The organism is Staphylococcus pettenkoferi, assembly GCF_002902685.1.
In the GTDB taxonomy this organism is placed as follows: Bacteria; Bacillota; Bacilli; order Staphylococcales; family Staphylococcaceae; genus Staphylococcus; species Staphylococcus pettenkoferi.
The window spans coordinates 30288-53212 of record NZ_PPRN01000020.1 but is presented as its reverse complement, the minus strand read 5'-3'; the positions used below and the strand labels follow the sequence as shown (position 1 = coordinate 53212).

At 39.5% G+C, this 22925-nt stretch carries 23 protein-coding genes and 1 pseudogene; 18 read left to right on the top strand and 6 right to left on the bottom strand.

Features of this window, described 5'->3' with window-relative positions; translation table 11 throughout:
- The first annotated feature begins 15 nt into the window (after positions 1 to 15).
- The 3 genes from glmS to CD126_RS04550 all read left to right on the top strand — a co-directional run bounded on the left by glmS (position 16) and on the right by CD126_RS04550 (position 3656).
- Positions 16 to 1821, top strand: coding sequence for a glutamine--fructose-6-phosphate transaminase (isomerizing) (gene glmS / locus CD126_RS04560; protein WP_103370098.1), 1806 nt, complete (start codon positions 16 to 18; stop codon positions 1819 to 1821).
- A 133-nt stretch (positions 1822 to 1954) separates the two neighbouring features.
- The gene (locus CD126_RS04555; protein ID WP_103370097.1) at positions 1955 to 2737 is read left to right on the top strand and encodes an ABC transporter ATP-binding protein; all 783 of its coding nucleotides are present in this window, start codon (positions 1955 to 1957) and stop codon (positions 2735 to 2737) included.
- A gap of 67 nt (positions 2738 to 2804) precedes the next feature.
- Positions 2805 to 3656: an HAD family hydrolase gene (locus CD126_RS04550; RefSeq protein WP_103370096.1), complete on the top strand. Its 852-nt coding sequence runs from the start codon at positions 2805 to 2807 to the stop codon at positions 3654 to 3656.
- 87 nt (positions 3657 to 3743) lie between these two features.
- Here CD126_RS04550 and CD126_RS04545 read toward each other — a convergent pair whose 3' ends face one another.
- The 3 genes from CD126_RS04545 to CD126_RS04535 form a co-directional block, all read right to left on the bottom strand.
- Positions 3744 to 4682, bottom strand: a complete 939-nt coding sequence (locus CD126_RS04545; RefSeq protein ID WP_103370095.1) for a DUF2189 domain-containing protein — start codon at positions 4680 to 4682, stop codon at positions 3744 to 3746.
- 204 nt (positions 4683 to 4886) lie between these two features.
- On the bottom strand, positions 4887 to 5855 hold the full coding sequence (locus CD126_RS04540) for a cation diffusion facilitator family transporter (protein WP_049405657.1): 969 nt from the start codon (positions 5853 to 5855) through the stop codon (positions 4887 to 4889).
- Between the two features lie 11 nt (positions 5856 to 5866).
- Complete coding sequence (locus tag CD126_RS04535; protein ID WP_002471660.1) at positions 5867 to 6172, bottom strand: ArsR/SmtB family transcription factor; 306 nt, start codon at positions 6170 to 6172, stop codon at positions 5867 to 5869.
- A gap of 147 nt (positions 6173 to 6319) precedes the next feature.
- Between CD126_RS04535 and CD126_RS04530 the strand changes: the two genes are divergently transcribed.
- The 7 genes and pseudogenes from CD126_RS04530 to CD126_RS04500 all read left to right on the top strand — a co-directional run bounded on the left by CD126_RS04530 (position 6320) and on the right by CD126_RS04500 (position 12564).
- Positions 6320 to 6970, top strand: a complete 651-nt coding sequence (locus CD126_RS04530; RefSeq protein WP_049405659.1) for an SDR family oxidoreductase — start codon at positions 6320 to 6322, stop codon at positions 6968 to 6970.
- 552 nt (positions 6971 to 7522) lie between these two features.
- Positions 7523 to 8458, top strand: a pseudogene (locus CD126_RS04525) (type I phosphomannose isomerase catalytic subunit).
- Between the two features lie 19 nt (positions 8459 to 8477).
- On the top strand, positions 8478 to 8711 hold the full coding sequence (locus CD126_RS04520) for a hypothetical protein (protein WP_002471655.1): 234 nt from the start codon (positions 8478 to 8480) through the stop codon (positions 8709 to 8711).
- Positions 8712 to 8770: 59 nt separating this feature from the next.
- Positions 8771 to 9751 (top strand): YeiH family protein, encoded by a 981-nt coding sequence (locus CD126_RS04515; protein ID WP_049405663.1) that lies wholly within the window; start codon positions 8771 to 8773, stop codon positions 9749 to 9751.
- Positions 9752 to 9981: 230 nt separating this feature from the next.
- Entirely contained in the window at positions 9982 to 11355 is a 1374-nt protein-coding gene (locus CD126_RS04510; RefSeq protein ID WP_049405665.1) for an EVE domain-containing protein, read from the top strand.
- A 152-nt stretch (positions 11356 to 11507) separates the two neighbouring features.
- A complete protein-coding gene (locus tag CD126_RS04505) occupies positions 11508 to 11912 on the top strand; it encodes a thiol-disulfide oxidoreductase DCC family protein (RefSeq protein ID WP_049405667.1) in 405 nt (134 codons plus the stop codon).
- Positions 11913 to 12114: 202 nt separating this feature from the next.
- Positions 12115 to 12564: a Dps family protein gene (locus tag CD126_RS04500; RefSeq protein ID WP_002471606.1), complete on the top strand. Its 450-nt coding sequence runs from the start codon at positions 12115 to 12117 to the stop codon at positions 12562 to 12564.
- A gap of 105 nt (positions 12565 to 12669) precedes the next feature.
- Here the strand turns inward: CD126_RS04500 and deoD are convergent, their stop codons facing one another.
- Complete coding sequence (deoD, locus tag CD126_RS04495; protein WP_049405670.1) at positions 12670 to 13380, bottom strand: purine-nucleoside phosphorylase; 711 nt, start codon at positions 13378 to 13380, stop codon at positions 12670 to 12672.
- 286 nt (positions 13381 to 13666) lie between these two features.
- Between deoD and deoC the strand changes: the two genes are divergently transcribed.
- From deoC to CD126_RS04480, 3 genes are all read left to right on the top strand, one after another.
- Positions 13667 to 14314: a deoxyribose-phosphate aldolase gene (gene deoC / locus CD126_RS04490; protein ID WP_103370094.1), complete on the top strand. Its 648-nt coding sequence runs from the start codon at positions 13667 to 13669 to the stop codon at positions 14312 to 14314.
- Between the two features lie 83 nt (positions 14315 to 14397).
- Positions 14398 to 15585 carry a phosphopentomutase gene (gene deoB, locus CD126_RS04485; protein ID WP_103370093.1) on the top strand — a complete coding sequence of 396 codons (1188 nt, stop codon included), beginning with the start codon at positions 14398 to 14400 and terminating at the stop codon, positions 15583 to 15585.
- Positions 15582 to 15935, top strand: a complete 354-nt coding sequence (locus tag CD126_RS04480; protein ID WP_049405675.1) for a DoxX family protein — start codon at positions 15582 to 15584, stop codon at positions 15933 to 15935. Before deoB ends, CD126_RS04480 begins: the two co-directional genes overlap by 4 nt.
- Before the next feature lie 126 nt (positions 15936 to 16061).
- On the opposite strand, the gene CD126_RS04475 is transcribed toward CD126_RS04480, so the two are convergent.
- Complete coding sequence (locus CD126_RS04475; RefSeq protein WP_002471650.1) at positions 16062 to 16532, bottom strand: S-ribosylhomocysteine lyase; 471 nt, start codon at positions 16530 to 16532, stop codon at positions 16062 to 16064.
- 272 nt (positions 16533 to 16804) lie between these two features.
- Between CD126_RS04475 and CD126_RS04470 the strand changes: the two genes are divergently transcribed.
- From CD126_RS04470 to CD126_RS04460, 3 genes are all read left to right on the top strand, one after another.
- Positions 16805 to 17992 (top strand): M20 family metallopeptidase, encoded by a 1188-nt coding sequence (locus tag CD126_RS04470; RefSeq protein ID WP_103370092.1) that lies wholly within the window; start codon positions 16805 to 16807, stop codon positions 17990 to 17992.
- Positions 17989 to 19185: an L-aspartate--L-methionine ligase LdmS gene (gene ldmS / locus CD126_RS04465; RefSeq protein WP_049405679.1), complete on the top strand. Its 1197-nt coding sequence runs from the start codon at positions 17989 to 17991 to the stop codon at positions 19183 to 19185. Before CD126_RS04470 ends, ldmS begins: the two co-directional genes overlap by 4 nt.
- Before the next feature lie 178 nt (positions 19186 to 19363).
- Entirely contained in the window at positions 19364 to 20029 is a 666-nt protein-coding gene (locus tag CD126_RS04460) for a DUF2750 domain-containing protein (protein ID WP_049405681.1), read from the top strand.
- A 146-nt stretch (positions 20030 to 20175) separates the two neighbouring features.
- On the opposite strand, the gene coaW is transcribed toward CD126_RS04460, so the two are convergent.
- A complete protein-coding gene (gene coaW / locus CD126_RS04455) occupies positions 20176 to 20973 on the bottom strand; it encodes a type II pantothenate kinase (protein ID WP_049405683.1) in 798 nt (265 codons plus the stop codon).
- 149 nt (positions 20974 to 21122) lie between these two features.
- On the opposite strand from coaW, the gene CD126_RS04450 reads away from it, so the two are divergent.
- Positions 21123 to 21983, top strand: coding sequence for a GNAT family N-acetyltransferase (locus CD126_RS04450; protein WP_103370091.1), 861 nt, complete (start codon positions 21123 to 21125; stop codon positions 21981 to 21983).
- A gap of 213 nt (positions 21984 to 22196) precedes the next feature.
- Positions 22197 to 22727, top strand: a complete 531-nt coding sequence (rpoE, locus tag CD126_RS04445; RefSeq protein WP_040806356.1) for a DNA-directed RNA polymerase subunit delta — start codon at positions 22197 to 22199, stop codon at positions 22725 to 22727.
- Positions 22728 to 22925: the final 198 nt, after the last annotated feature.

The window sequence follows — 22925 nt, the reverse complement described above, 5'->3', positions numbered from 1 at the left end:
TTGGAGGAAATATTTATGTGCGGAATTGTCGGATATATTGGGCATGATAATGCCAAAGAACTATTACTTAAAGGTTTAGAGAAATTAGAATACAGAGGTTATGACTCAGCAGGTATCGCTTTAACCAACGACGAAGGTACAGAAGTATTTAAAGAAAAAGGTCGTATTGCTGATTTAAGAAAAGTAGCAGATGACAATGACTTTGACGGTACACTAGGTATCGGTCATACACGTTGGGCAACGCATGGTGTTCCTAACCATGAAAATTCACATCCTCATCAATCTGCTTCTAAACGTTACACACTTGTACATAACGGTGTAATCGAGAACTATGAAGAGTTACGAGCAGAATATTTAAGTGATGTTAATTTCTTATCAGAAACAGATACAGAAATTGTTGTACAACTTATTGAACACTTCGCTAACGAAGGTTTAGATACAGAAACAGCATTTACGAAAGTAGTTTCAATGCTCGAAGGTTCATACGCACTTGGTCTGTTAGACGATCAAGATAATGATACAATTTACGTTGCGAAGAATAAATCACCATTACTTATCGGTGTCGGTGACGACTTTAATGTCATTGCTTCAGACGCGTTAGCAATGTTACCGGTAACAAATCAATATAAAGAAATTCACGACCATGAAATTGTTATCGTGAAACGTGAGAGCGTAGTTATTAAAGATCAAGACGGCAATGTTCAAGATCGTGAAACATACACTGCTGAAATTGATGCGGCAGACGCTGAGAAAGGCGTTTACGATCACTACATGCTTAAAGAAATTCACGAACAACCAGCCGTTATGCGTCGTATTATCCAAGAATATCAAGATTGCGAAGGTAACTTGAAGATGGACAAAGATATCGTGGATGACGTTGCGGCAGCAGACCGTATTTACATTATTGCAGCAGGTACGAGCTACCATGCTGGTTTAGTAGGTAAAGAGTTTATTGAAAAATGGGCAGGCGTTCCGACAGAAGTACACGTTGCTTCAGAGTTCGTTTACAACATGCCATTACTATCTGAAAATCCATTATTTATCTACATTTCTCAATCAGGCGAAACTGCAGACAGTCGTGCTGTACTCGTAGAAACGAAGAAATTAGGTCATAAATCACTCACAATTACGAACGTTCCAGGTTCTACATTGTCACGTGAAGCGGACCACACTTTATTGTTACATGCAGGTCCAGAAATTGCTGTGGCGTCTACGAAAGCCTACACAGCACAAATTGCAGTGCTTTCAATCTTGTCTCAAATCGTAGCGTTAGAACACGGTCACGAAGCGGAAGTTGATTTATTGAGAGAGTTAGCGAAAGTGACAACAGCAATTGAGGCAATTGTAGACGATGCTGAGAAGTTAGAAGATATTACGAAAGAATTTATGGATGATACTCGTAATGCCTTCTTCATCGGACGTACAATTGATTACAATGTCAGCCTTGAAGGTGCGTTGAAACTGAAAGAAATCTCTTACATCCAAGCTGAAGGTTTTGCTGGTGGTGAATTGAAACACGGTACAATCGCGTTAATCGAAGAGGGTACGCCAGTAGTAGCACTTGCGACACAAGAGAACGTGAATAACTCAATTCGCGGTAATGTGAAAGAAGTTGCAGCACGTGGTGCGAACACTTGCGTGATTTCTATGGAAGGTCTTGAAAAAGAAGGCGACACTTACGTGATTCCACAAGTTCACGAATTATTGACACCACTCGTATCTGTAGTAGCAACACAATTGATTGCTTATTATGCAGCACTACACCGTGACTTAGACGTGGACAAACCACGTAACTTAGCGAAATCTGTAACAGTAGAATAAAAGTAGTATGCTTTACTAGAAGAGAGTAGATGCTTTCGGGCATTTGCTCTCTTTATTTATATGTAAATTGAGGTTTTAAAAATATCTGAATTATCGTACAATAAAGCTAATCGTGTACAAGGAGGGGAAGGACATGCTTATCAATCTTGAAAAAATTGGACGTATTAAGAAAGGAAAGACGATACTCAATGATATTGACTGGACGATCAATGAGGGCGACCGCTGGGTACTCTATGGACTCAACGGAGCAGGTAAAACCACATTATTAAATATCATTAATGCCTACGAATCACCCACGAGGGGAGAAATGACCTTATTTGGCATGCAACCAGGTAAAGTCGGTTATTCCGCTGACAATGTGCGTAATCATATCGGCTTTGTATCTAATAGTTTGATGGAACGTTTTCAAGAAGGGGAACTTGTTAAAGATATCGTCATGAGTGGGGCATATAAATCTATTGGCTTATATACCGAGCCATCAGAGGAAGTACGTGAGAATGCATTGAACTTACTCCAGCAAGTAGGGATGGAAGACTTTAAAGAGCAGTATTATGGTTTATTATCTACTGGCGAAAGACAACGCGTACTCATTGCACGTGCTTTAATGGGAGAGCCTGATCTACTCGTGTTAGATGAACCGGTTTCTGGATTGGACTTTCTAGCACGGGAAGCAGTATTAACTGCGCTCGACAATCTTTACCATCATTATCCTGATTTAGCAGTCATCTATGTCACGCATTTCGTTGAGGAATTGACTTCTGAGGTGGGAAAAGGGTTCCTATTAAAAGATGGAGAATGCTACAAACAGGGTGCAATTGAATCAGTACTCAACAGCGACACACTTTCGGCATTTTTCGACCGCCCTGTAGAGTTAACGCGTCTACATGGACGTTACGCGCTATTTCTCAAAAGCTGAAGTGATTGAGTCCGCTCCAACGAAGTGAGATAATAACGTTAATAAGAGACGTTGGAGGTCAAGCATAATGGATAATGTACAAGCAATCTTCCTTGATATGGATGGAACGATTTTACATAGTGATAACCGAGTGAGTGATGATACCACTCAAATTATTCGCGAATTGAGAGCGCAAGGTTATAAAGTCTTTCTTGCTACAGGTCGTTCTCATGATGAGATTCATTATTTTGTATCAGAGGATTTCAGTGTCGATGGCATCATTAGTTCAAACGGTACACAAGGTAAGGTTCAAGACGAGACGATATTCCAACATGGCATGACTTTAACTCAAGTACAAGACATAGTGAAGTTAGCTCAGAACAACCACATTTATTATGAAGTCTTTCCATATGATGGACAAAGACGCATTTTAACAGAAGATAAAGAATGGATCGAAGCGATGGTTGCTGAAGAGGAACCTGTAGGCGGAGTGAGCGTGAGTGAATGGCATTCGCGTAAAGATGCTTTAAAGGATAAGGTCGAATGGGTAGAAGCCTTACCGGATGAACCGTACGCGAAGATTTATTTATTCTCAAAAGAACAATCACAAATTCAAGCTTTCCGTGACCAACTGATTGAAGATCAAGAACAATTGAATATTTCAGTTTCAAACTCTTCACGCTTTAATGCGGAAACGATGGCGTATGGTGTGAATAAGGGAACAGCGATTAAAGAGATGATTGAACACTTTGATATTCCACGTGAAAGTACTTTAGTTATCGGAGACAGCGATAACGACCGTGCGATGTTTGAGTTCGGTCATTACACGGTTGCGATGAAAAATGCACGTCCTGAAGTGCAAGCATTAGCGAAAGACGTGACTTCGTTGACGAACGAAGAAGATGGCGCAGCACACTACCTTAAGGAACACTTATTGTAGTTGAGAGAGGATAAAATATAGAGTTATTAGTAGAAAAAAAGCCAGTCGGTGGAGGCAGATGCCCACTGACTGGCTTATTCATTATACTTATGCTTTTGTTGATTTCTCTGGTTTCTTGCCGTTACGGTTAAAGTAATGAACCATTCCTACAGTAAGGATATAGAAGAGAATTACTTTGACGATCATTGAGATGATTCTCATCGTCTGCATAATCATAACGACTACATTTTGTGACATCTGTTGGGTATTAATTGCAATGATAGGCATTAAAACGTGATTTATTAAGATACTAATCAACCATATTAACAGTGTTCCAATGAAGAACTTGAACCATGTTTTATGGCCGTTCTTAATTCCTTTAAAGCCATTTTTAACATTTGTACCTACACTACGGTTAATATCATTCACAAATGAAGTTGTCATATTAATTACAATCATAGCTAGGATAATTGTGAGAATGGCTATGATTAATGAAGTGAGTATGCCATTAATAATTTGGATAGTCGTAAAGATTGTCATCTGGTTACTTGAGTTTTGTAATGAATTAGCGAATTGTTTAAGGATTAAATTAAGTAATTCAGAATATAGATAAATAATTAATCCATTGATTATTAGATAGATGATAAACATGATAAATGATATGAGACCCATCAATAACGCTTTCGCATATCTCCCCTTAAAGAATGTTGAGAAGATATCGCGGATATTAACTGTCTCGCCTCGTGTCGCTTTGCTTATCATGTAGATTAAACTTGAGAATACTGGGTAGGCTAAGAGTATCCAAAGTAGGGCGACGAGAACAATCGCAGCAATCACTGGTAACCATGCTGAAGCGGTAATACCACTGCCACCGCCCAATTGAGCTTGCATTTGTTGTTGCTCTAAACCTTGCGTTGATAAACCTAAAAGCAGATAGCTAGCGAAAGTCATAATGGCTAGCATAATCGCACTAATGAATGTAAAGCCTATGACTTTCCAGTTTTGTGGCTTGATATTTTTAAAAGCCGATGTATGAAAACTAAACAATTTTTTGCACTCCTTTTCACTGATATACACACAATATCAAATACTATATCTTTTTCAAAATAAATAGACAACGATTAAGCCTCTCAATCGTCGACTTTACATAGTTTTAACACAAAAATAAACCGTGAGTAAACTCACAATATAGTCGAGATCTGCAAAATAATTTGAAACTCGTCCATATTGTTGTTTACTCACAGTTTCAATTTAAGCATGTGAATGTAGATGTTGGTGTTCATCATGATGGAGTGTAGAGCAGAATACTGCATCTTCGTGATCGTGATTGGCTGTCTCCAATTGAATCGTCACGTGCTGAATATTTAAATGGTTCAATTTATGTTCTACACGTTTCAATACTGCTTCCGTTTCAACCATCGTCAGTGTAGGTGAGACTACAGCATGGCAACTCAACGCATTCATAGCGTTAGAAATAGTCCAAATATGACAATCGTGCACATTATCAATTTCAGGTTCTTCCGTAATCGCTTCAATAATCGTATTTAAATCAACATTCTCAGGTGTACCCTCCATTAAGATATTGAGGGAAGATTTGAGCACGCCCCATGCACCTTTCAAGATAATTAACGACATGAGGATACTGACGATAGGATCGGCTAAATTCCAGCCAAATAACCAAATTAGCACAGCTGCGATAAGCGCGCCGATTGAGCCGAGTAGGTCACCGATAACGTGTAAGAAAGCACCACGCATATTCAAGTTATGCTCTGTATCGCTTCCGGCAAACATCATCCCAGCGATGATAACGTTGATGATTAAACCAATTGTGCTGATGATAAACATTTGCGTCGACTGTACTTCGGCTGGCTGCATAAAGCGTTGAATCGCTTCGATAATGATAAAGATACTAATGACGAAGAGCAACGCGCCGTTAAAGAGTGCAGCAAGAATTTCAAAGCGTTTATAACCGAACGTTTTATTAACGGTCGGGTGCTTTTCCGCATAGATAAAAGCAATGAGCGCCACGCCTAACGAAATCGCATCGCTCAGCATATGTACACCGTCTGATAGTAATGCCAAACTATTGGCAATAATACCACCAATAATTTCTACAATCATAAAGGTAAAAATAAGAATAAAACTAATGAGCAGCACTTTCTTGTTGTTCGTATGAACATGACTGTGTGCATGTGAATGGTCGTGTGTGTGTTCAGACATAATTGAGCCTCCTAATGATGTGTCGCATGATTGAGTGCTTGTTCTAACAGTTGTGTCACGTGTTGGTCGTCGAGTTGATAAATCTTAGATTGACCTTGTCTCTGTGCATGAACCAGATGTGCTTGTTTTAATAAGCGAAGTTGATGAGAGACGTTGGATTGACTTAGATTTAGCGTGTGTGAAATATGACCGACACTGCAGGGATGTTGAATTAATAAATGTAAGATTCTTACACGTGTGCCATCGCTGAGTGCTTTAAATATTTCCGTCACGCGTTCAAGTGTATGACGTTCGATATCTTGCGTTTGATTCTCCATATGTATAAGCTCCTATTTTAATATATGAACATATATTCATATATTAAAATATTCTTCGTACTGAGTCAAACTTTGGACAAGAGTTAAGCGACTTGTTACGGTAAGCTATACTCAAATACTTAAAGAACAAGATAGGAGGCCGAACAGATGAGTATTTTAGTGATTGGCGCTAATGGAGGCGTAGGTAGCAAGCTTGTAGATCAATTAACTCAAGATGGTGAAGATTTCACTGCAGGTGTTCGTTCTGAAGAGCAACAGAAACAGTTAGAGGAACGCGGTATTAAGGCGCAACTCATTGATGTTGAGAAAGATGATATTGATACGCTAAAAGAGAAAGTGAAAGGATTCGATAAAGTAATCTTCTCTGTAGGTTCAGGTGGTAACACTGGCGCGGATAAGACCATCATCGTCGATCTAGATGGCGCAGTGAAGACGATAGAAGCGAGCAAGATTGCCGGTGTACAACGCTTTATCATGGTTTCAACGTATGACTCTCGTCGTGAAGCGTTTGACGCAAGTGGGGATTTGAAACCTTATACGATTGCGAAACACTATGCGGATGAATATCTTAAACAATCCGGTATAACTTACACTATCGTGCATCCTGGTCTACTTTTAGATCAATCTGGTAGTGGTAAAATTGATGTAGGTGCTTTCTTTGAAGGTAACGGTGCGATTCCACGTGAGGATGTTGCTACCGTATTAAAAGAAGTTGCACATGAAGACGGGGAAGATAATCAAGAATTCCAAATTGTTCAAGGTTCCACAGATATTAAGCAAGCGATTGCACAAATTTAATGCGGAGTGGCATGCAAATGAATGAAGCGACAGTAAACGATAAAGATGATTGTCGCGCTTTTCAATACTTTTAATATCAAATGAAGTCATAAAATATCGTATAAAACAACCCCAGTCGTGATCGACGACTGGGGTTTTCGCAAATTTTCAAGTCAATAAGTTGCGCTTCAATCAACTTATTGCTTTATCATATCTATTACCTTATATGCTTAAATCATGACCGGAAGTCTTCAATGACTTCCTAATTCAATTATAATGCCTATCTTAAAACGAAAACAAGACTTGATTTAGTGCAATTATTTACTTTTAACTACAAAAAGCAACAAACTGTAGTGAAAGTATTAAGAAATTGTGACGTTTAGGGCTTGAACCGGTGTCTATACCTAACTCAATTACCGCGTAGCCCGCATGTTGTGATACAATCAGAGTAAGTGTTCGTTAAGATATTAATAAAAGTAAGGTTTCAAATATATATTGACGACAATTTATTGAATATACATATAAAGCTATAGAGAGATAGAGTGTAGCGAATACTAAGACGGAGGTGCAGTAATGCCGTTATTCTTAAAACCAGTGTTGAAAGACAAAGTCTGGGGTGGGAAGAAGTTAACGACATTCGGTTACGATTTGCCTAGTGACACAGTGGGTGAGGCATGGACAATCTCTGCACATCAAAGTGGACAGTGTGAGATTACAACAGGCCGATTCTCAGGTTGCACGCTAGATGAGGTGTGGGATTCACATCGAGAATTGTTTGGGGACTTTCCGAGTCATGAATTTCCGCTTATGACGAAGTTGATTGATGCACAAGGGCCTTTATCGATACATGTTCATCCCGATGATGCCTATGCGTATGAGAACGAAGATGGCCAATACGGGAAGTCAGAGTGTTGGTACATCGTTGAAGCAGAACCAGGCGCTGAGATTATCTATGGTTTCAAAGATGAGGAAGCTTCAGATAATCTCACGCGTTTACAGGAGCAAGATTACGACGGGCTCTTCAATAAAGTTGAAGTGCAAGCAGGCGATTTCTATTATGTTCCAGCAGGTATGGTCCATTCAATTGGCGCTGGCGTGCTCGTATATGAGACGATGCAGTCTTCTGACGTTTCTTACCGTATTTACGATTATGGTCGGGAATATGAGAAGAATCATCGAGGTTTAAACAAGACGCAAGCACTTGAAGTGTTAGAAACGCCTGATATTGAGAATGTTTCGACGACGGATGTTGAGTATCGAGAGAATCACAAGCGGACGCAACTCGTGTCTAATGACTTCTTTACTATGGTGAAATAGGAAATATCAGGGACATTAAATTACATGAAACCGCGTGAATTTGTCTTAGTTTCAGTTATCGAGGGCAAAGGTGAAGTGATTACAGACGGAGATATCTTTGCTATTGAAAAAGGTTCCAACTTTATACTTACATCTCACGATTTAGATACAGTATTTGAAGGTGACTTTGAACTCATTATTAGTTATTTATAATATAAGGAGCGTATGGACGATGCAGAAGTTTATTTATATCGCACTGATTTGTGGTGTCATCACCGGCGCAGGTATATTTCTTCAACTTCCAATCTTTCCAGTATTATTTGTGCCGATAGTATTAAATATTCTCGGAATTATTTGTGTTGCTGTAACACTGCGTGATAAAGAAGTGAATGGCTTACTGAAACTCGGAGGATTACTCATCAATATTATGCCGTTGTTCGGTGCATTCTCAATGATGCATCAATGAGGTTATCATTCGCCCTATAGTCATCACGAACCTAGAAGATTTGCAGAAAAGGTGATAACATGAATCGTTTAAAAGGATTAATTCTGACGGTGAGTATCGCAGTAATAGCGACGATTCTCGGTACTTGGCTACCTATTATTGGTAGCGCAATATTTGCCATCGTCATCGGAATGATCATCGGTAATATTTGGCGTGTACCTGACACGTTCCAACCCGGGATTAAATTTAGCAGTAAGAAAGTGCTTCACTACAGCATTATCGTACTTGGCTTTACGCTCAGCTTTCAATCGATTGGTAGTGTGGGCTGGAAGTCACTTCCTATCATCTTTATTACGCTGATTGTGGCATTCTTAATCGTCTATTTATTGTTGAAGTTGTTACATATTGATGAGAATATCGGAATACTCATCGGCGTAGGTACATCGATTTGTGGTGGTTCAGCGATTGCTGCGACAAGTCCCGTCATCCGTGCTAAGGAAAGTGAAGTCGCATTCTCGATTTCTACCGTATTTCTGTTTAATTTGATTGCAGTCTTTATCTTTCCGCCCATGGGTCACCTCTTCCATATGAGTCAGTCTGCCTTTGGTTACTTTAGTGGTACGGCGATTAACGACACCTCAAGTGTGATTGCAGCGTCATCCATTTACGGACATCAAGCACTTCAGACAGGTGCGATCGTTAAACTTACGCGCACTCTCATGATTATTCCGGTCGTGTTATTCTTCGCAGTGAGAACCATGAATAAGATGAAATCGAAAGACGCGAATGTGTCGATTGTGAAGATCTTTCCATGGTTTATCGTCGGATTTATTCTCGCTTCACTCATCAGTACGGTATTTAACTTTTCTCCAACGGTTATTCATGTTTTTCAAAAGATTTCTCTGTTCTTTATCAGTATTGCGATGGCGGGTATCGGTCTGGGCGTGAATTTTAAACAGTTTAAAGAAGCAGGATTTAAACCCATCCTACTCGGGCTGGTCACATGGTTCGTAGTCATCGTATCAAGTTTAGTGACGATGTGGTTCACGCATTTATGGTAAAAGTAGACAGCGTATTATGTTGAGGATTGCAAAAACTATCAGAAGATTTAACACCGAACCTACTCGAGAAGCTACGTCTAGAACGTAAATGATAGAACATATGTGGATTGGATAGCACTTATTTTACATGAGAGTACAAAGAGATGATTTCAGAATTTCTTGTACTCGTTACATTTTAAACTTATAATAGACAAGATAGTATAAACTTAGAGAAGCAAGGAGTATTCTACATGGCTGAGGAAACAAATTACTTTTGGTTGAATTGTGGGTATAATCGTTGGGACCATCACGAACCACTCGTAGGACAGACTACGTTATTTGAATCAGGAGCCCATTTCAATCCGTCACAAGGCTTTAGAGCTTTTAAAAATGCGCAAGTAGGGGACCGAGTTATCTTCTATCAAGTGCAAATGGATACAGGTCTCCTAGGTCATGGGGAGATTGTCAGTGTACAAACTGGCGCGCAGAATAAGATTCGTGTGCACTTCGAGTTGAAAGAAGAGTTAAAACCGCTCACATCAGACTATTTGAAGCGAAGTGAACAACTTGAATTTAGAATGCGTAATATGAAAGAAACATTATTTAATCAAATTACAGAAGAAGAATTCGAATTAATCGTGAGTTTAGGACGTGGTGAAACGAAGATTCCTCGTTATTTCTTCCTTTCTGAAACACAGGACTTTGAACCTGATGAAGATTATACCGTTTATACACATACATATAACGGAATTAAACGTAATGGTTATCATCACTATACGCAGCTGGAAGTTGGAGATCAACTCGTCTTCTTTAATAAGAATGCGAATCAATCTGTGATCGGATTGGGTGAAGTGTCACATCATTTACACGAGAAACCACCGATTCCAGGTCGTACGAATAGCTCGGCTATCGAAGTTTATTTCGAACGCACGATTAATCCAGTAACGTTAACGACGTTGAATAAACACCCGAAATTGAAGAATTTATATTTTTTACAGGAAAATGCGAAACAAGCGATCGCAAGTTTATCTCAAACGCAGTACGAAGCCATTCTTGAAATGAGTGAGAATAATGGCTTGAAGCCACAGTTTGAGAAGGTTGAAAAAACGCATGTCTTAGACTCAGAAGAAGATGATGTTAAGCCGTTCATCTTGCTCGTGGTCAATCGAGATAAACAAGGTTTAGAAGCGGCTCAAGAGTTGCTGCAGAAGACGAATGCTAATCCAGTTATTACGACAGGCCATCCTGACTTTACTGAAGATATGCTCTATGGTAAATATTTACCGAACGAAAACGGTGCGTTGTATTACCGTGAAGGCTTTATCACGCAGAATATGCCTCGTAAAGATAAAAGCTACCTTGTCATAGATAATTTCAATCGCATAGATCCGGATGTCTTCCAAATGTATTTAAATGTCCTTGATGGCTACGAAATTACGTTACCGCGTTATAACAAAGAGGGCAAGATGATTAAGTGGTCTCGTAAGAAAGATTCGTTCTATCACTTTAATCCGAATTGGCATATCATTGGTATCACATACGATGATTTAGCGACGATTAAAGAGAAATATAGTCCTCAATTCTTGAAATATACACGTATCGTCCGTGTGAATGAAGATCAATAATTGAATAGAGTTTGAATTAGAGAACTTGAGTGACTGTAATGAGTAGCTTGAGTTCTCTTTTTAGTTGGTTGAGGGAAAAGGAGCTATATGATTTAAGCGAGACTAAAAAGGATATATAAAGAGTAAGATGAAATGCAATTGGAGGGAGCTTCATGCCTATAATTTATTACGATGGTACCTGTGTCTATTGCTATAACTATGCCATTTGGCTCATCCAACATGGTTTATCTCCGCGTTATGAATTTGTGCAATTACAAAGTGATGCAGGTCAAAAACTTAAAAAGGATTATCCTGAATCTCAAAAATACGATAGCGTGATTGTGCAACATGGCGACCACTTACAATATAAGTCTGATGCTATATTATCGCTCATCGCAACGTTGCCAAAATATAAGTGGATGGCTTATTTATTGAAATTAGTTCCAAGTGTGATTCGTGATGCGGCGTATGACTTTTTTGCTCAGAATCGTAAAATTATGTGGAAAACACATTGGCATCGTCCAAATGACTATGAAAAATCATTTTTTATTGATAAGCAAGAACATGCAGAAGACTAATTGTATTATCAATTAAAGTTCTATTTTCTCAATTAATATTAGAGTTAGAGATAGAAATAACTACTTTTAAAAGCTGTGATAAAGGTGTTTTAGAAATATTAAACTTTATGAGCTTTGTTGTTGATGATTAAACTTATTATGATATAATAATGATTAAAGATAAGGCGTTCTAGTCGACGTCTAACTTAAAGGAGAGATAATCATGGCTAATAATAATGAAGATGTAGTACGCGTATTGAATCAACAGGTTGCTAACTGGACGGTTGCATTTACTAAATTGCACAATTTCCACTGGTACGTGAAAGGACCTAACTTCTTTGCCCTACACACTAAATTTGAAGAACTTTACGATGAGGCAAGTCAATTTATCGATGATTTAGCTGAACGTATTTTAGCTATCGGAGGAAATCCTGTAGCGACATTAAGAGAAAGCTTAGACATTTCAATCATCGATGAAGCAGGTAAATATTACAAAGCTGAAGAAATGGTTGCTGAACTTTCTAAAGACTTCACAAATGTTTCTAAACAATTAGAAGAAGCAATTGAAGTTGCAGGTAAAGCAGAAGATGACGTGACTGAAGATATGTTTATCGGTATGCAAACAGATATTGATAAACACAACTGGATGTTGAAATCTTATTTAGGTGAATAAGAAGATAGTAACGATTTTAAAACTCACCTTATGTTAATAGTTTATAACGAAAAAAGCCTAGATGTAACGCACTTATTTAAAGGCGTTGCACCTAGGCTTTCGTATTTATTCAGCTGTTTCTAAAGCAATTTCCATCATTTGTGTGAAGGCGTTTTGACGTTCTTCAGCTGTTGTCGCTTCGTCTCTAAAGATATGATCACTTACAGTGAAGATCCCTAAAGCCTTTTTACCAGCGAAGGTCGCATTGAGGTAAAGCGCTGCAGATTCCATTTCAATACCGAGAATGCCCATGCGTTGCCACTGCGTATTAAACGTCTCGTCTGCGTTATAGAAAGTGTCAGATGAGAGCACGTTACCTACATGCGTCGTAGCGCCTAATGCCTCAGCATGACGTTGCGCTTCAGTGATGAGATTGAAATCAGCGATTGGTGAATAATGGCCTGGAATGTTGAATTGGTCTACATAACTTGAATTTGTAGAAGCAGCTTGGGCGATGATGATATCGTATAGATTGATGTCATCTTGTAACGCGCCACATGAACCTACGCGGATAATCGTCTCAACATCAAAGAAATTGTAGAGTTCATATGAGTAAATTCCAATACTTGGCATGCCCATGCCTGAACCCATCACTGAGATTTGTTTCCCTTTGTAAGTTCCTGTATAGCCGAACATATTGCGTACTTCGTTAAACTGTTGCACGTCTTCTAAATAGTTATCAGCGATGTATTTTGCTCGAAGTGGATCTCCCGGCATCAAGACGGTCTTAGCGATAGGTACGCCGTTAGGTTGAATATGCGGTGTAGCTTGTGTCATGTTCCATTGCTCCTTCATTTTTTCTTCTTTCTTAAGATAACATTGGTTTATTATTTTGGCGAATTTTTGTAGTATAAAAATGGAAATTATTTTAACAGAGTTTGAATGTTTTGATTTCTGAAAGCTTTGTCGTTTTAAAAATCAGGAAGGTCGCTTGCATTACAATTCAGCATTACAATACGAATTCACGTATAAGTGCTTACTTTTACTAGCAAAATGACTTCCAACATATTTGAATTCACTAACATTCAACTCTTATTACCCATTACTTAAGGAGGGCATCCATGTGTCATATGCGAAGTATATTGACCATACATTATTAAAACCAGATGCGACGACGCAACAAATTGACCAACTCATTAATGAGGCGAAAGCGTATCAATTCAAATCCATTTGTATCCATCCAGGACATGTGCGTCATGCAGCTGAGAAGCTAGGCGACAGTGACGTCTTAATTTGTACCGTGATTGGTTTCCCACTTGGAGCCACTTCAACTGAAACTAAAGTGTTTGAAACTGAAGATGCGATTAAAAATAGGGCACAAGAAATAGATATGGTGCTCAATATTGGAGCGCTGAAAGAACAAGATTATGAACGTGTAGAAGCAGATATCTCTGCTGTCGTTCAAGCTGCGAATCATAAGACGGTGAAAGTCATCATTGAAACGTGCTTATTAACAGATGAAGAAAAAGTGAAAGCTTGCGAATTGAGTCAATCTGCTGGAGCTGACTTTGTGAAGACATCGACTGGTTTCGCAGGTGGCGGTGCAACGACACATGATGTTCAACTAATGAAAGAAACAGTAGGCCAAGCGATGGAAGTGAAAGCTTCAGGTGGCGTTCGTACTGCCGATGACTTCCTTCAAATGCTTGAAGCAGGTGCGACGCGTGTCGGCACAAGTGCAGGTGTAGCAATCATTGATGCCTTAGAATAACGATGGCACGAATGCGCGAGGATTGTCGATGATTTCATAGATGATTTAGAATAAGTGTAGAGAAGAAATGGAGCTGAAACATAATGGTTAAGCCATTTAAACGAGTTCATCTCATCGTGATGGATTCTGTAGGTATTGGAGAAGGCCCAGATGCAGCCGCATTTAACGACGAAGGCACGCATACATTGAAACACACACTCGAAGATAGCGGTGTGACACTACCGCATCTCGCTCAACTCGGTTTAGGTAATATAGAAACTTTACCAGGCGTACCTTCTACAGAGAAGCCACAAGCATGGTATACCAAGTTGAGTGAAGCCTCAATTGGTAAAGATACGATGACAGGGCACTGGGAAATTATGGGGCTGAATATTATGCAACCCTTCAAAGTGTATCCTGAAGGCTTTCCACAATCACTGATTGATGAGATCGAGCGTGTGTCAGGACGTAAAGTTGTAGCGAATCGTCCTGCATCAGGGACACAAATTATTGAAGAGTGGGGCGAACATCAACTGGAGACAGGCGATTTGATCGTGTACACATCAGCTGACCCTGTATTGCAGATTGCCGCTCACGAAGATGTCATTCCACTCGAGGAACTCTATGATATTTGTGAACAAGTTCGTGAAATTACGAAAGATCCTGAGTATCTCGTAGGTCGTGTGATCGCACGTCCTTATGTTGGCGAGCCAGGGCATTTTACCCGTACAGCTCATCGTCATGATTACGCGTTAAAGCCCTTTGGAAAGACAGTGATGAATACGCTGCAAGAAGCGAATTATGACGTGATTGCTTTAGGTAAAATCAATGACATTTACGATGGTGAAGGCGTAACGCAGGCGATACGTACCGCAGATAATATGGATGGTGTAGATCGTCTCGTTCAGACCTTACAGCAAGACTTCGAAGGTTTGAGTTTCCTTAACTTAGTAGATTTCGATGCGAAATATGGTCATCGTCGTGATAAAGCCGGATATGCGCAAGCGTTGAAAGATTTCGACGATCGTTTACCGCAAATTCTCTATCATCTGAAAGAGGATGATTTGCTGATTATTACGGCTGATCATGGTAACGACCCAACTGCAGAGGACACAGACCACACGCGCGAATATGTACCTGTATTAATGTATAGTCCGCAAGTCGATTACTGCTATGAGCTTTCGCCAGATGCCACGTTCAGCTCAATTGGGATGACTATCGCAGACAACTTTGGAGTTGAGTTGCCTGAGTATGGTAAAAGTTATTTAAAAGAAATGGGGGTTCACAGATGAAACAATTCATCCGTATCTTATTAGGTATTGGTTTCGTAGGAATCGGTATCTTACACTTTGTGAAAGAACGTCAATTTAGAAATATTGTGCCACATTACTTGCCATTACGTAAGACAGCTGTCTTAGTTACTGGCGTATTTGAAATTCTCTTCGGTATCATCATGACGATTAAACGTCCAAGTGAATTCTGGAAGAAGAGCATCAACGCTTTCTTGATTGCTGTCTTCCCAGCTAACATTTATATGGCACGTAAGAAATTACCGCTTGGTGATAAGCAATTACCAACATGGGTACTTTATGCTAGATTACCATTACAATTTATCCTTATGCGTATGATTAGTAAATTGTAAAATGTGAGGTAAGATGAAGCAGGTAGAGGTGTGACTCAACCTGCTGTTACCTTAGCTCGTCTTACACATAATAATGCCATTCGATGAACGCACCGTGCGTAGCATCGAATGGCATTTTTTAAATAATTATTGAGCTGAACTGTAAATTTCGTTCCATTCATTACGTTTATCTAAGAAAGCTTGAGCGATTTCTTTCGCGCCTTCTAATGAGTGGCTTGCTGCCCAACCGCATTGAACTTCGTTGCAAGCAGGCACTTCTTCAGCGTTTAAGACATCGTTAAGCGTGTCTTCGAGAATTTGTAAGACATCATCATAATCTTGGTGATTGATGAATGATACGTAGAAACCTGTTTGGCAACCCATTGGACTAATGTCGACAACTTTGTCACTGTGATTGCGGATATTCTCAGCCATTAAGTGTTCTAAAGAGTGAAGACCTGGCATTTCCATGTGTTCTTTATTAGGTTGCTTAAAGCGAATATCGTATTTATAAATGCTATCTCCGTTTTGACCTTCCATCTTACCTGCTAAGCGAACGAAAGGCGCAACCACTTTAGTATGGTCGAGATTAAAACTTTCAACGTTCATTTTTGGCATACTATTTCCTCCTACTACTAGATTCTTCATTATTGTAACAACACTCACAGCCTTTTACAATGAACGTCACGCGCGGTATGGCGGGTAGATTAAATTACATAATTGCATGAGGTAAAGTGAATGACAAATGACACAGATTTCGCTAAAATAAATAGCAATCTACTTTCATAAAAAAGGAGAGAGTAGAAAGTAATATTTATTTAATAATTTCAGAAAATTAGGTATATTAAATATAATTCTATACAGATGCACATGCGGGAGGCACTACAAACATGACGGGGATCAAACAACAACTATTAGACTATATCGATAATCATCAATATGAGTATTTAACCATTAGCCATCAGATTCATCAACGACCTGAGCTGGGAAACGAGGAAATCTTTGCTTCGCGAACGCTCATCGACCAACTCACGCAACACGACTTTGAGGTGGAGAAAGATATAGCAGGACATGGCACGGGGTTTATCGCTAAATACGAAAGTGAACGACCAGGGCCGACAATTGGTTATTTAGCAGAATATGATGCTTTACCAGGTTTAGGACACGCATGTGGGCACAATATCATCGGAACAACAAGTGTACTGGCAGGTATTGCGTTGAAACAAGTGATTGATCAACTCGGCGGGACAGTCATCGTGTTAGGTTGTCCAGCTGAAGAAGGTGGAGAGAATGGCAGTGCGAAAGCGTCTTACGTGAAAGAGGGGGTTATCGATGAACTTGATGTGGCATTGATGATTCATCCTGGTAACGAAACGTATCGTACGATTGATACGTTAGCCGTAGATGTGCTAGACATTAAGTTCTATGGTAAAAGTGCACATGCTTCAGAGAAAGCTTATGAGGCGCGAAATGCGTTGGATGCGATGATTTCTTATTTCAATGGGGTCGCGCAACTACGTCAACATATTGAGCAAGACCAACGTGTTCATGGTGTCATTCTAGATGGCGGGCAAGCTGCGAACATTATTCCAGATTACACTCATGCGAGATTTTATACACGTGCGTTAACACGTAAAGCGCTCAATCACTTAACTGAACGTGTAGGCGAAATTGCACGTGGTGCTGCAATTCAAACGGGTTGTGACTACGAATTTTCACCTATTCAAAATGGAGTGAACGAGTTTGTGAAAGCGCCTTTACTGGATGATTTGTTTGAACATTATGCACGTGAACTCGGCGAAGAAGTGAGTAACGATGATTTCGGGTACGGTTCGACTGATACTGGTAACGTGAGTCACATTGTTCCTACGATTCACCCTCATATTAAAATAGGTTCACGTAATCTCATAGGACACACGCATCGTTTTCGTGAGGCAGCGATTAGCGCGCATGGAGACCAAGCTCTATTGAGAGGCGCTAAGATTATCGCATTGATGGGAATGAACTTAATTGAAGATCCGCAATTGTTAGAAGCCATTCGCACAGAGCATCAACATATAAAGGGGACGACTAAATGACAGAAAGCAAGGGGATTAAACCAAAGTTAACTTTGAGTGATTTGTACGCGGAAGATGTCGTATATTCTGCGAGGCCTTCCTACATTTCAAATCCTTGGTTAGAACCCGAGGAACATCAATCTAACTTTTTAACTGGGAGAGAATTACTCATTTCAAATAAATTGCCGGTGATCGTGCATGAAGCGTGTGTAACAAAGAAATTGGAACATCTTTTTCAACTCGTAGACATGCCGAAACCGTCGAACGTCTTGCCTTTTAACAGTAAGGAAAGTTATGAAAGCTTGTTGCGAGAATTAGCGCATGAACAAGGGAAGAAGATTTACTTTCAATATGTACACGATGACGACATCTTAGAGGATACGCACTATGCCTTAGATAAAACGACGTTCATCGCACTGAATAATAAAGCGAAAATTCCTGAATGGACAGCGGGGCAGTACTTGCCGAAACGTGCTGTAGTGGAAATCGATAAATTGAAGGATGAATTACAGCAGTGGAACTTTCCATATGTGTTGAAACCGGGAGATGATTTACCTACTGCAGGAGGATACGGTGTAATTATCGTCTACAATGAGCAAGAATTAGCGGATGCTTTGGAGCGTATTGAAGCGGCTCAAGAACAGACGGCGTATATGATTATTGAAGAGAAAGTCGAAGCTGTCGCAAATTACTGTGTACAGTTTGCATGTAAGGAAGGAGACGCTATTCAGTACTTAGGTAGCGCGCAACAGCTGACGAATGATTATGGGTTTTATAACGGTAATGAGAATGTGACTGAAGTACCTGAAGCGGTGATTGAAGCAGGACGTCGTATTATGGAGATGGGTGTGAGCCAAGGATTTCATGGCGTAGCAGGATTTGATTTGCTCGTGGATGACCAAGGAGAGGTTTATGCGATTGATTTAAATTTCAGACAGAACGGTTCTACAGACATGTTGCTACTGGAACCTTTGTTGACGCCTGGTTATCATAAGTTCTTTAGTTATGTTGCACAAAAGGATAATGCGCATTTTTATGAGACGATTGTTAAATATGTTGAGAAAGGTGTGCTTTATCCGTTGTCTTATTACGAAGGCGAGTGGTTTACGGATGAATTCGTAGGTTCGCGCTTTGGTTGTATTTGGCACGGGCGCAGTAAAGAAGAAATAGAGCACTTAGAGACCCAGTTTCTGAAAGAATTAGGACAAGTTTAAAGGGTATGAAAGTATAGTGAAAGAGCAGGTGGACCTTTGAATTTTGAGCATACATCTACCCAGAGCGCTTACAATTTGCTCATAAAAGCGTTTGCTAATCCACTTGTTTGACTCGAAAAATATTCTAATTTATATTTTATATGAGTGACATTTATAGTATTAGAAACGAGGGAATTCTATGTCATACAGAAATTATTCTTTTTATGAAGACATATTAGTGAATGAGATATTTTTTATTGCAACACATGATAAAAAGCTAGTGAAGCATGAAGTATTAGGTAAAAATGTAGTATGCATGTGGACACAGAAAAAAGATGCAGAAGCTTTTTTAAAGAAAGAAGATATTAATTACGACAAAATTCATCAAATGGATATAGACCGCTTCGTCACTTACGAACTGGATGAGGTCTTTGACAAAGGTGATGAAATCCTTATCAATCCAACAGGCCCTAGTGAAGGGGAACTCGTAGATGTTGTCGCTGTAGCGAATGAATTAATGTCTGATTTAGACAATATTCGTCTCAAAGAGTTTGTTAAAGTTGTAGCGAAAGAAGACGCAGTGTATGGTTTATCTCAAAAAGGTCAACAACAATTTATGATGATTAGTGACCATAAGAATGAGAAACCTAACATTATGCCAGTATGGAGTGACAAAGAGCGAGCGCAAGCCGTTCGCGACCAAGACTTTGAAGAATGTGAACTCATCGAAGTCGAAGGTGAAGTCTTCGGAGAATGGTTAGATGAATTGCGCGATGATGACAATGCAGTTGCCATCGATTTGAAGACTGGCGTCGTAGGTACAGTGGTTTCTGCACAAAAAGTTTCAAACGAATTAACATTCTAAAGAACGTATAAAATGCCCCGAGCTAGATTGAAGATGGTGGAGAGGCGACGCATGGTTAAGTGCGTCACTACTCTGTTCATTCAAATCGAGTTCGGGGCTTGTTGTATTGTATGAAATGATGAGCGCTTAAATTTCACGATTCATTTTTATAAATGAATCGCGCCTAGAGCACCTGAAAATGCGCCATTATCAATCGTATATGGTTTAAATCCACGCAACACAGTATAGTCTTCTATAACTGATTTCAATAATGGATTGTTGTGGAATGAAGAGCCGATATAAGCGACGTTCTCCGTTTGATATTCGCGCGCCACAGTAATAGCCATTGTCGTTACGACCTCACCGACCACACCAATGACTGAAGCAAGTTTGTCGGCTAATGTCATCTCGTCATTCACATGATTGAGTACGTTGCCAAAGTTTGCTGCAGTTAAATCACCTGGAATAGGTGGTTCTGTATCTTTATAAATGTGTTTGACTTTAAGATCAATTTTATCACGGTCACCTTGTTGTGCTAGGTTAGTTAACTCCTCATAGTCTTGGATGTTAGTGAGAAGGTAGCCTAAGCCTTGAATCATACCGCCGCCAGTACCGATACCGCCTACACGTTGTTGGCCGTTGCCATCTGAATAGTGTAAAGAAGTGCCTGTTCCTACATTGGTAAAAATATAATTGTCTAAATCATGACCTTGTTCTTGCAGTAACATTTCTACGCCTTTAGCTGCTGCGTCGAATTCCACAAAGACACGGGATGGACAGCTTAAACGAGCATTGATTAATGCGGCATTACCACCAGTTAAACTGATACTTTCACAGTCAACTTGGTCTAACCACTCGATCACTTCATCTATGTCAGTCGTTAACTTAGTTTCGTATGTACGTGTTTCTGCTTCTTCTTTCACGATTTTGATTAAAGTTCCTCCGGCATCGATACCGATTTTCATATGTTGTCACCTCAACTTATATTTACATCATCTCTAATATTATAATAATTTGTGGGTAAATCAAGGTTAGAGAAATAAATTACTGTAACTTTTTACTAAATTCAATAAATTGGGTAAGATAACAAGAGACTAACAAAAGGGGATTATGAATGGTTTATCAAACACAGTTTGAAGATTTAATCGTACAAGAATTTGAAGAATGTTACCGTGAGGCAGTGGAACAATTTGAATTAAGTGAGCGTCAACAAATTTATTCATCGTTACCAAAGGACGTACTTGATGAAGCCCTCGAAGATCCTCACCGTGTCGCGAATATAGCGCGTAATCAGGATGGCGAAGTTGTCGCTTTCTTCGTGCTACATGAATATTATCAACATGAAGGTTATGATACGCCAAACCACGTGGTATATGTGCGTTCACTATCGGTGAACGAAACATTTCAAGGGCATGGGTATGGCACAAAGGTAATGATGTATTTACCACAATATGTACAGGAGCTCTTCCCAGACTTCAATCACTTGTATCTCGTTGTAGATGCAGAGAATGAAGCGGCATGGAACTTGTATGAACGTTCAGGATTTATGCATGCAGCGACGAAAGAGGAAGGTCCGATTGGTAAGGAGCGACTCTACTATCTTGATTTAGATGCGAAATTTGTATCTTCGCTCCGTCTCAAGCCAAACACGCAAGAAGATGACCATGGGATTTACATCGTAAATTTACTGAAAGATGATGAGAAAGTAGGCTTTCTAGCACTAGAATTACATACCTCCAGAATTAATATTGCTGCCATTGAGGTTGACGAAGAGATGCGCCAAAGTGGTATTGCGCAAAGTGCTTTACGTCAAGTTGCAACGTATGTGCGCAAGCATTTTAAAGATGTGAATGTGATAACGATAACCCTCTATGGAGCGCATGACGAGCTGCGAGCGATGTGTACGCACAGTAACTTCGTGGAGACGAGTGCGACGGAGCATTACGTGATGTTTGAAAAATATATCAATTATTAAGTGGGTTGCGAAATTCAATATTGTCATTTATCATTTAACTTTGTTAATATGATTAAGTATGAAATACGAATGTAAGCAAGGTTGAGAGGAGACTTCAGAATCGGAGTAAGCGCTGTGTGAGTGTTTGCTTCGCATGGTTAAAGGTGAGGTCGCTCTGCTCAATTCATTGTAAACTATGATAAAGAACAGCCTGTGAAAGGAAGTATATGGATGATGAAGATTCAAGATTATACTAAAGAAATGGTAGACGAAAAATCATTTATCGATATGGCCTATACGATGTTAAATCAAAAAGGCGAAACGATGAATTTATATGATATTATCGACGAATTTAAAGAACTTGGTCATTATGAGAATGATGAAATTGAAAACAGAATCGTACAATTCTATACAGATTTAAATACAGACGGTCGTTTCCTTAACGTAGGTGAGAACGAATGGGGTCTTAGAGACTGGTATTCTGTAGATGATATTGAAGAAAAAATCGCACCAACGATTCAGAAATTCGACATCTTAGACGATGATGACGAAGAAGATGAGAACCTCAAACTTCTAGGTGATGAAGAAGAGGACGACGAAGAGAAACCAAACAACGAAGGCGAAACTGAAGAAGATGTTGAAGACGAAGATGAAGAACAAGTTGACGACGAAATGAACGAGAACGACATCGTGATTGACGAAGATGAAGATGGTCTTGAAGAAGACGAAGAAGTCTTCGAAGATGAAACAGATATGAACGATTAATCGTTGTTGGCGATGATTGACTTTTTCTGTAAAAGTGATAAAATTTTATTCGGGCTCCTTAAAATAGGACGACGTGTATAAATGTTATACGCTCCCCCTTACAACGTGTGAGAGGGAGCGCTTTTTTTATTATAAGTGGGAGAACAGACGATGTTAGAAACAATGTGAGTTGATTTTTATCAAGTACATTTTAGCGCG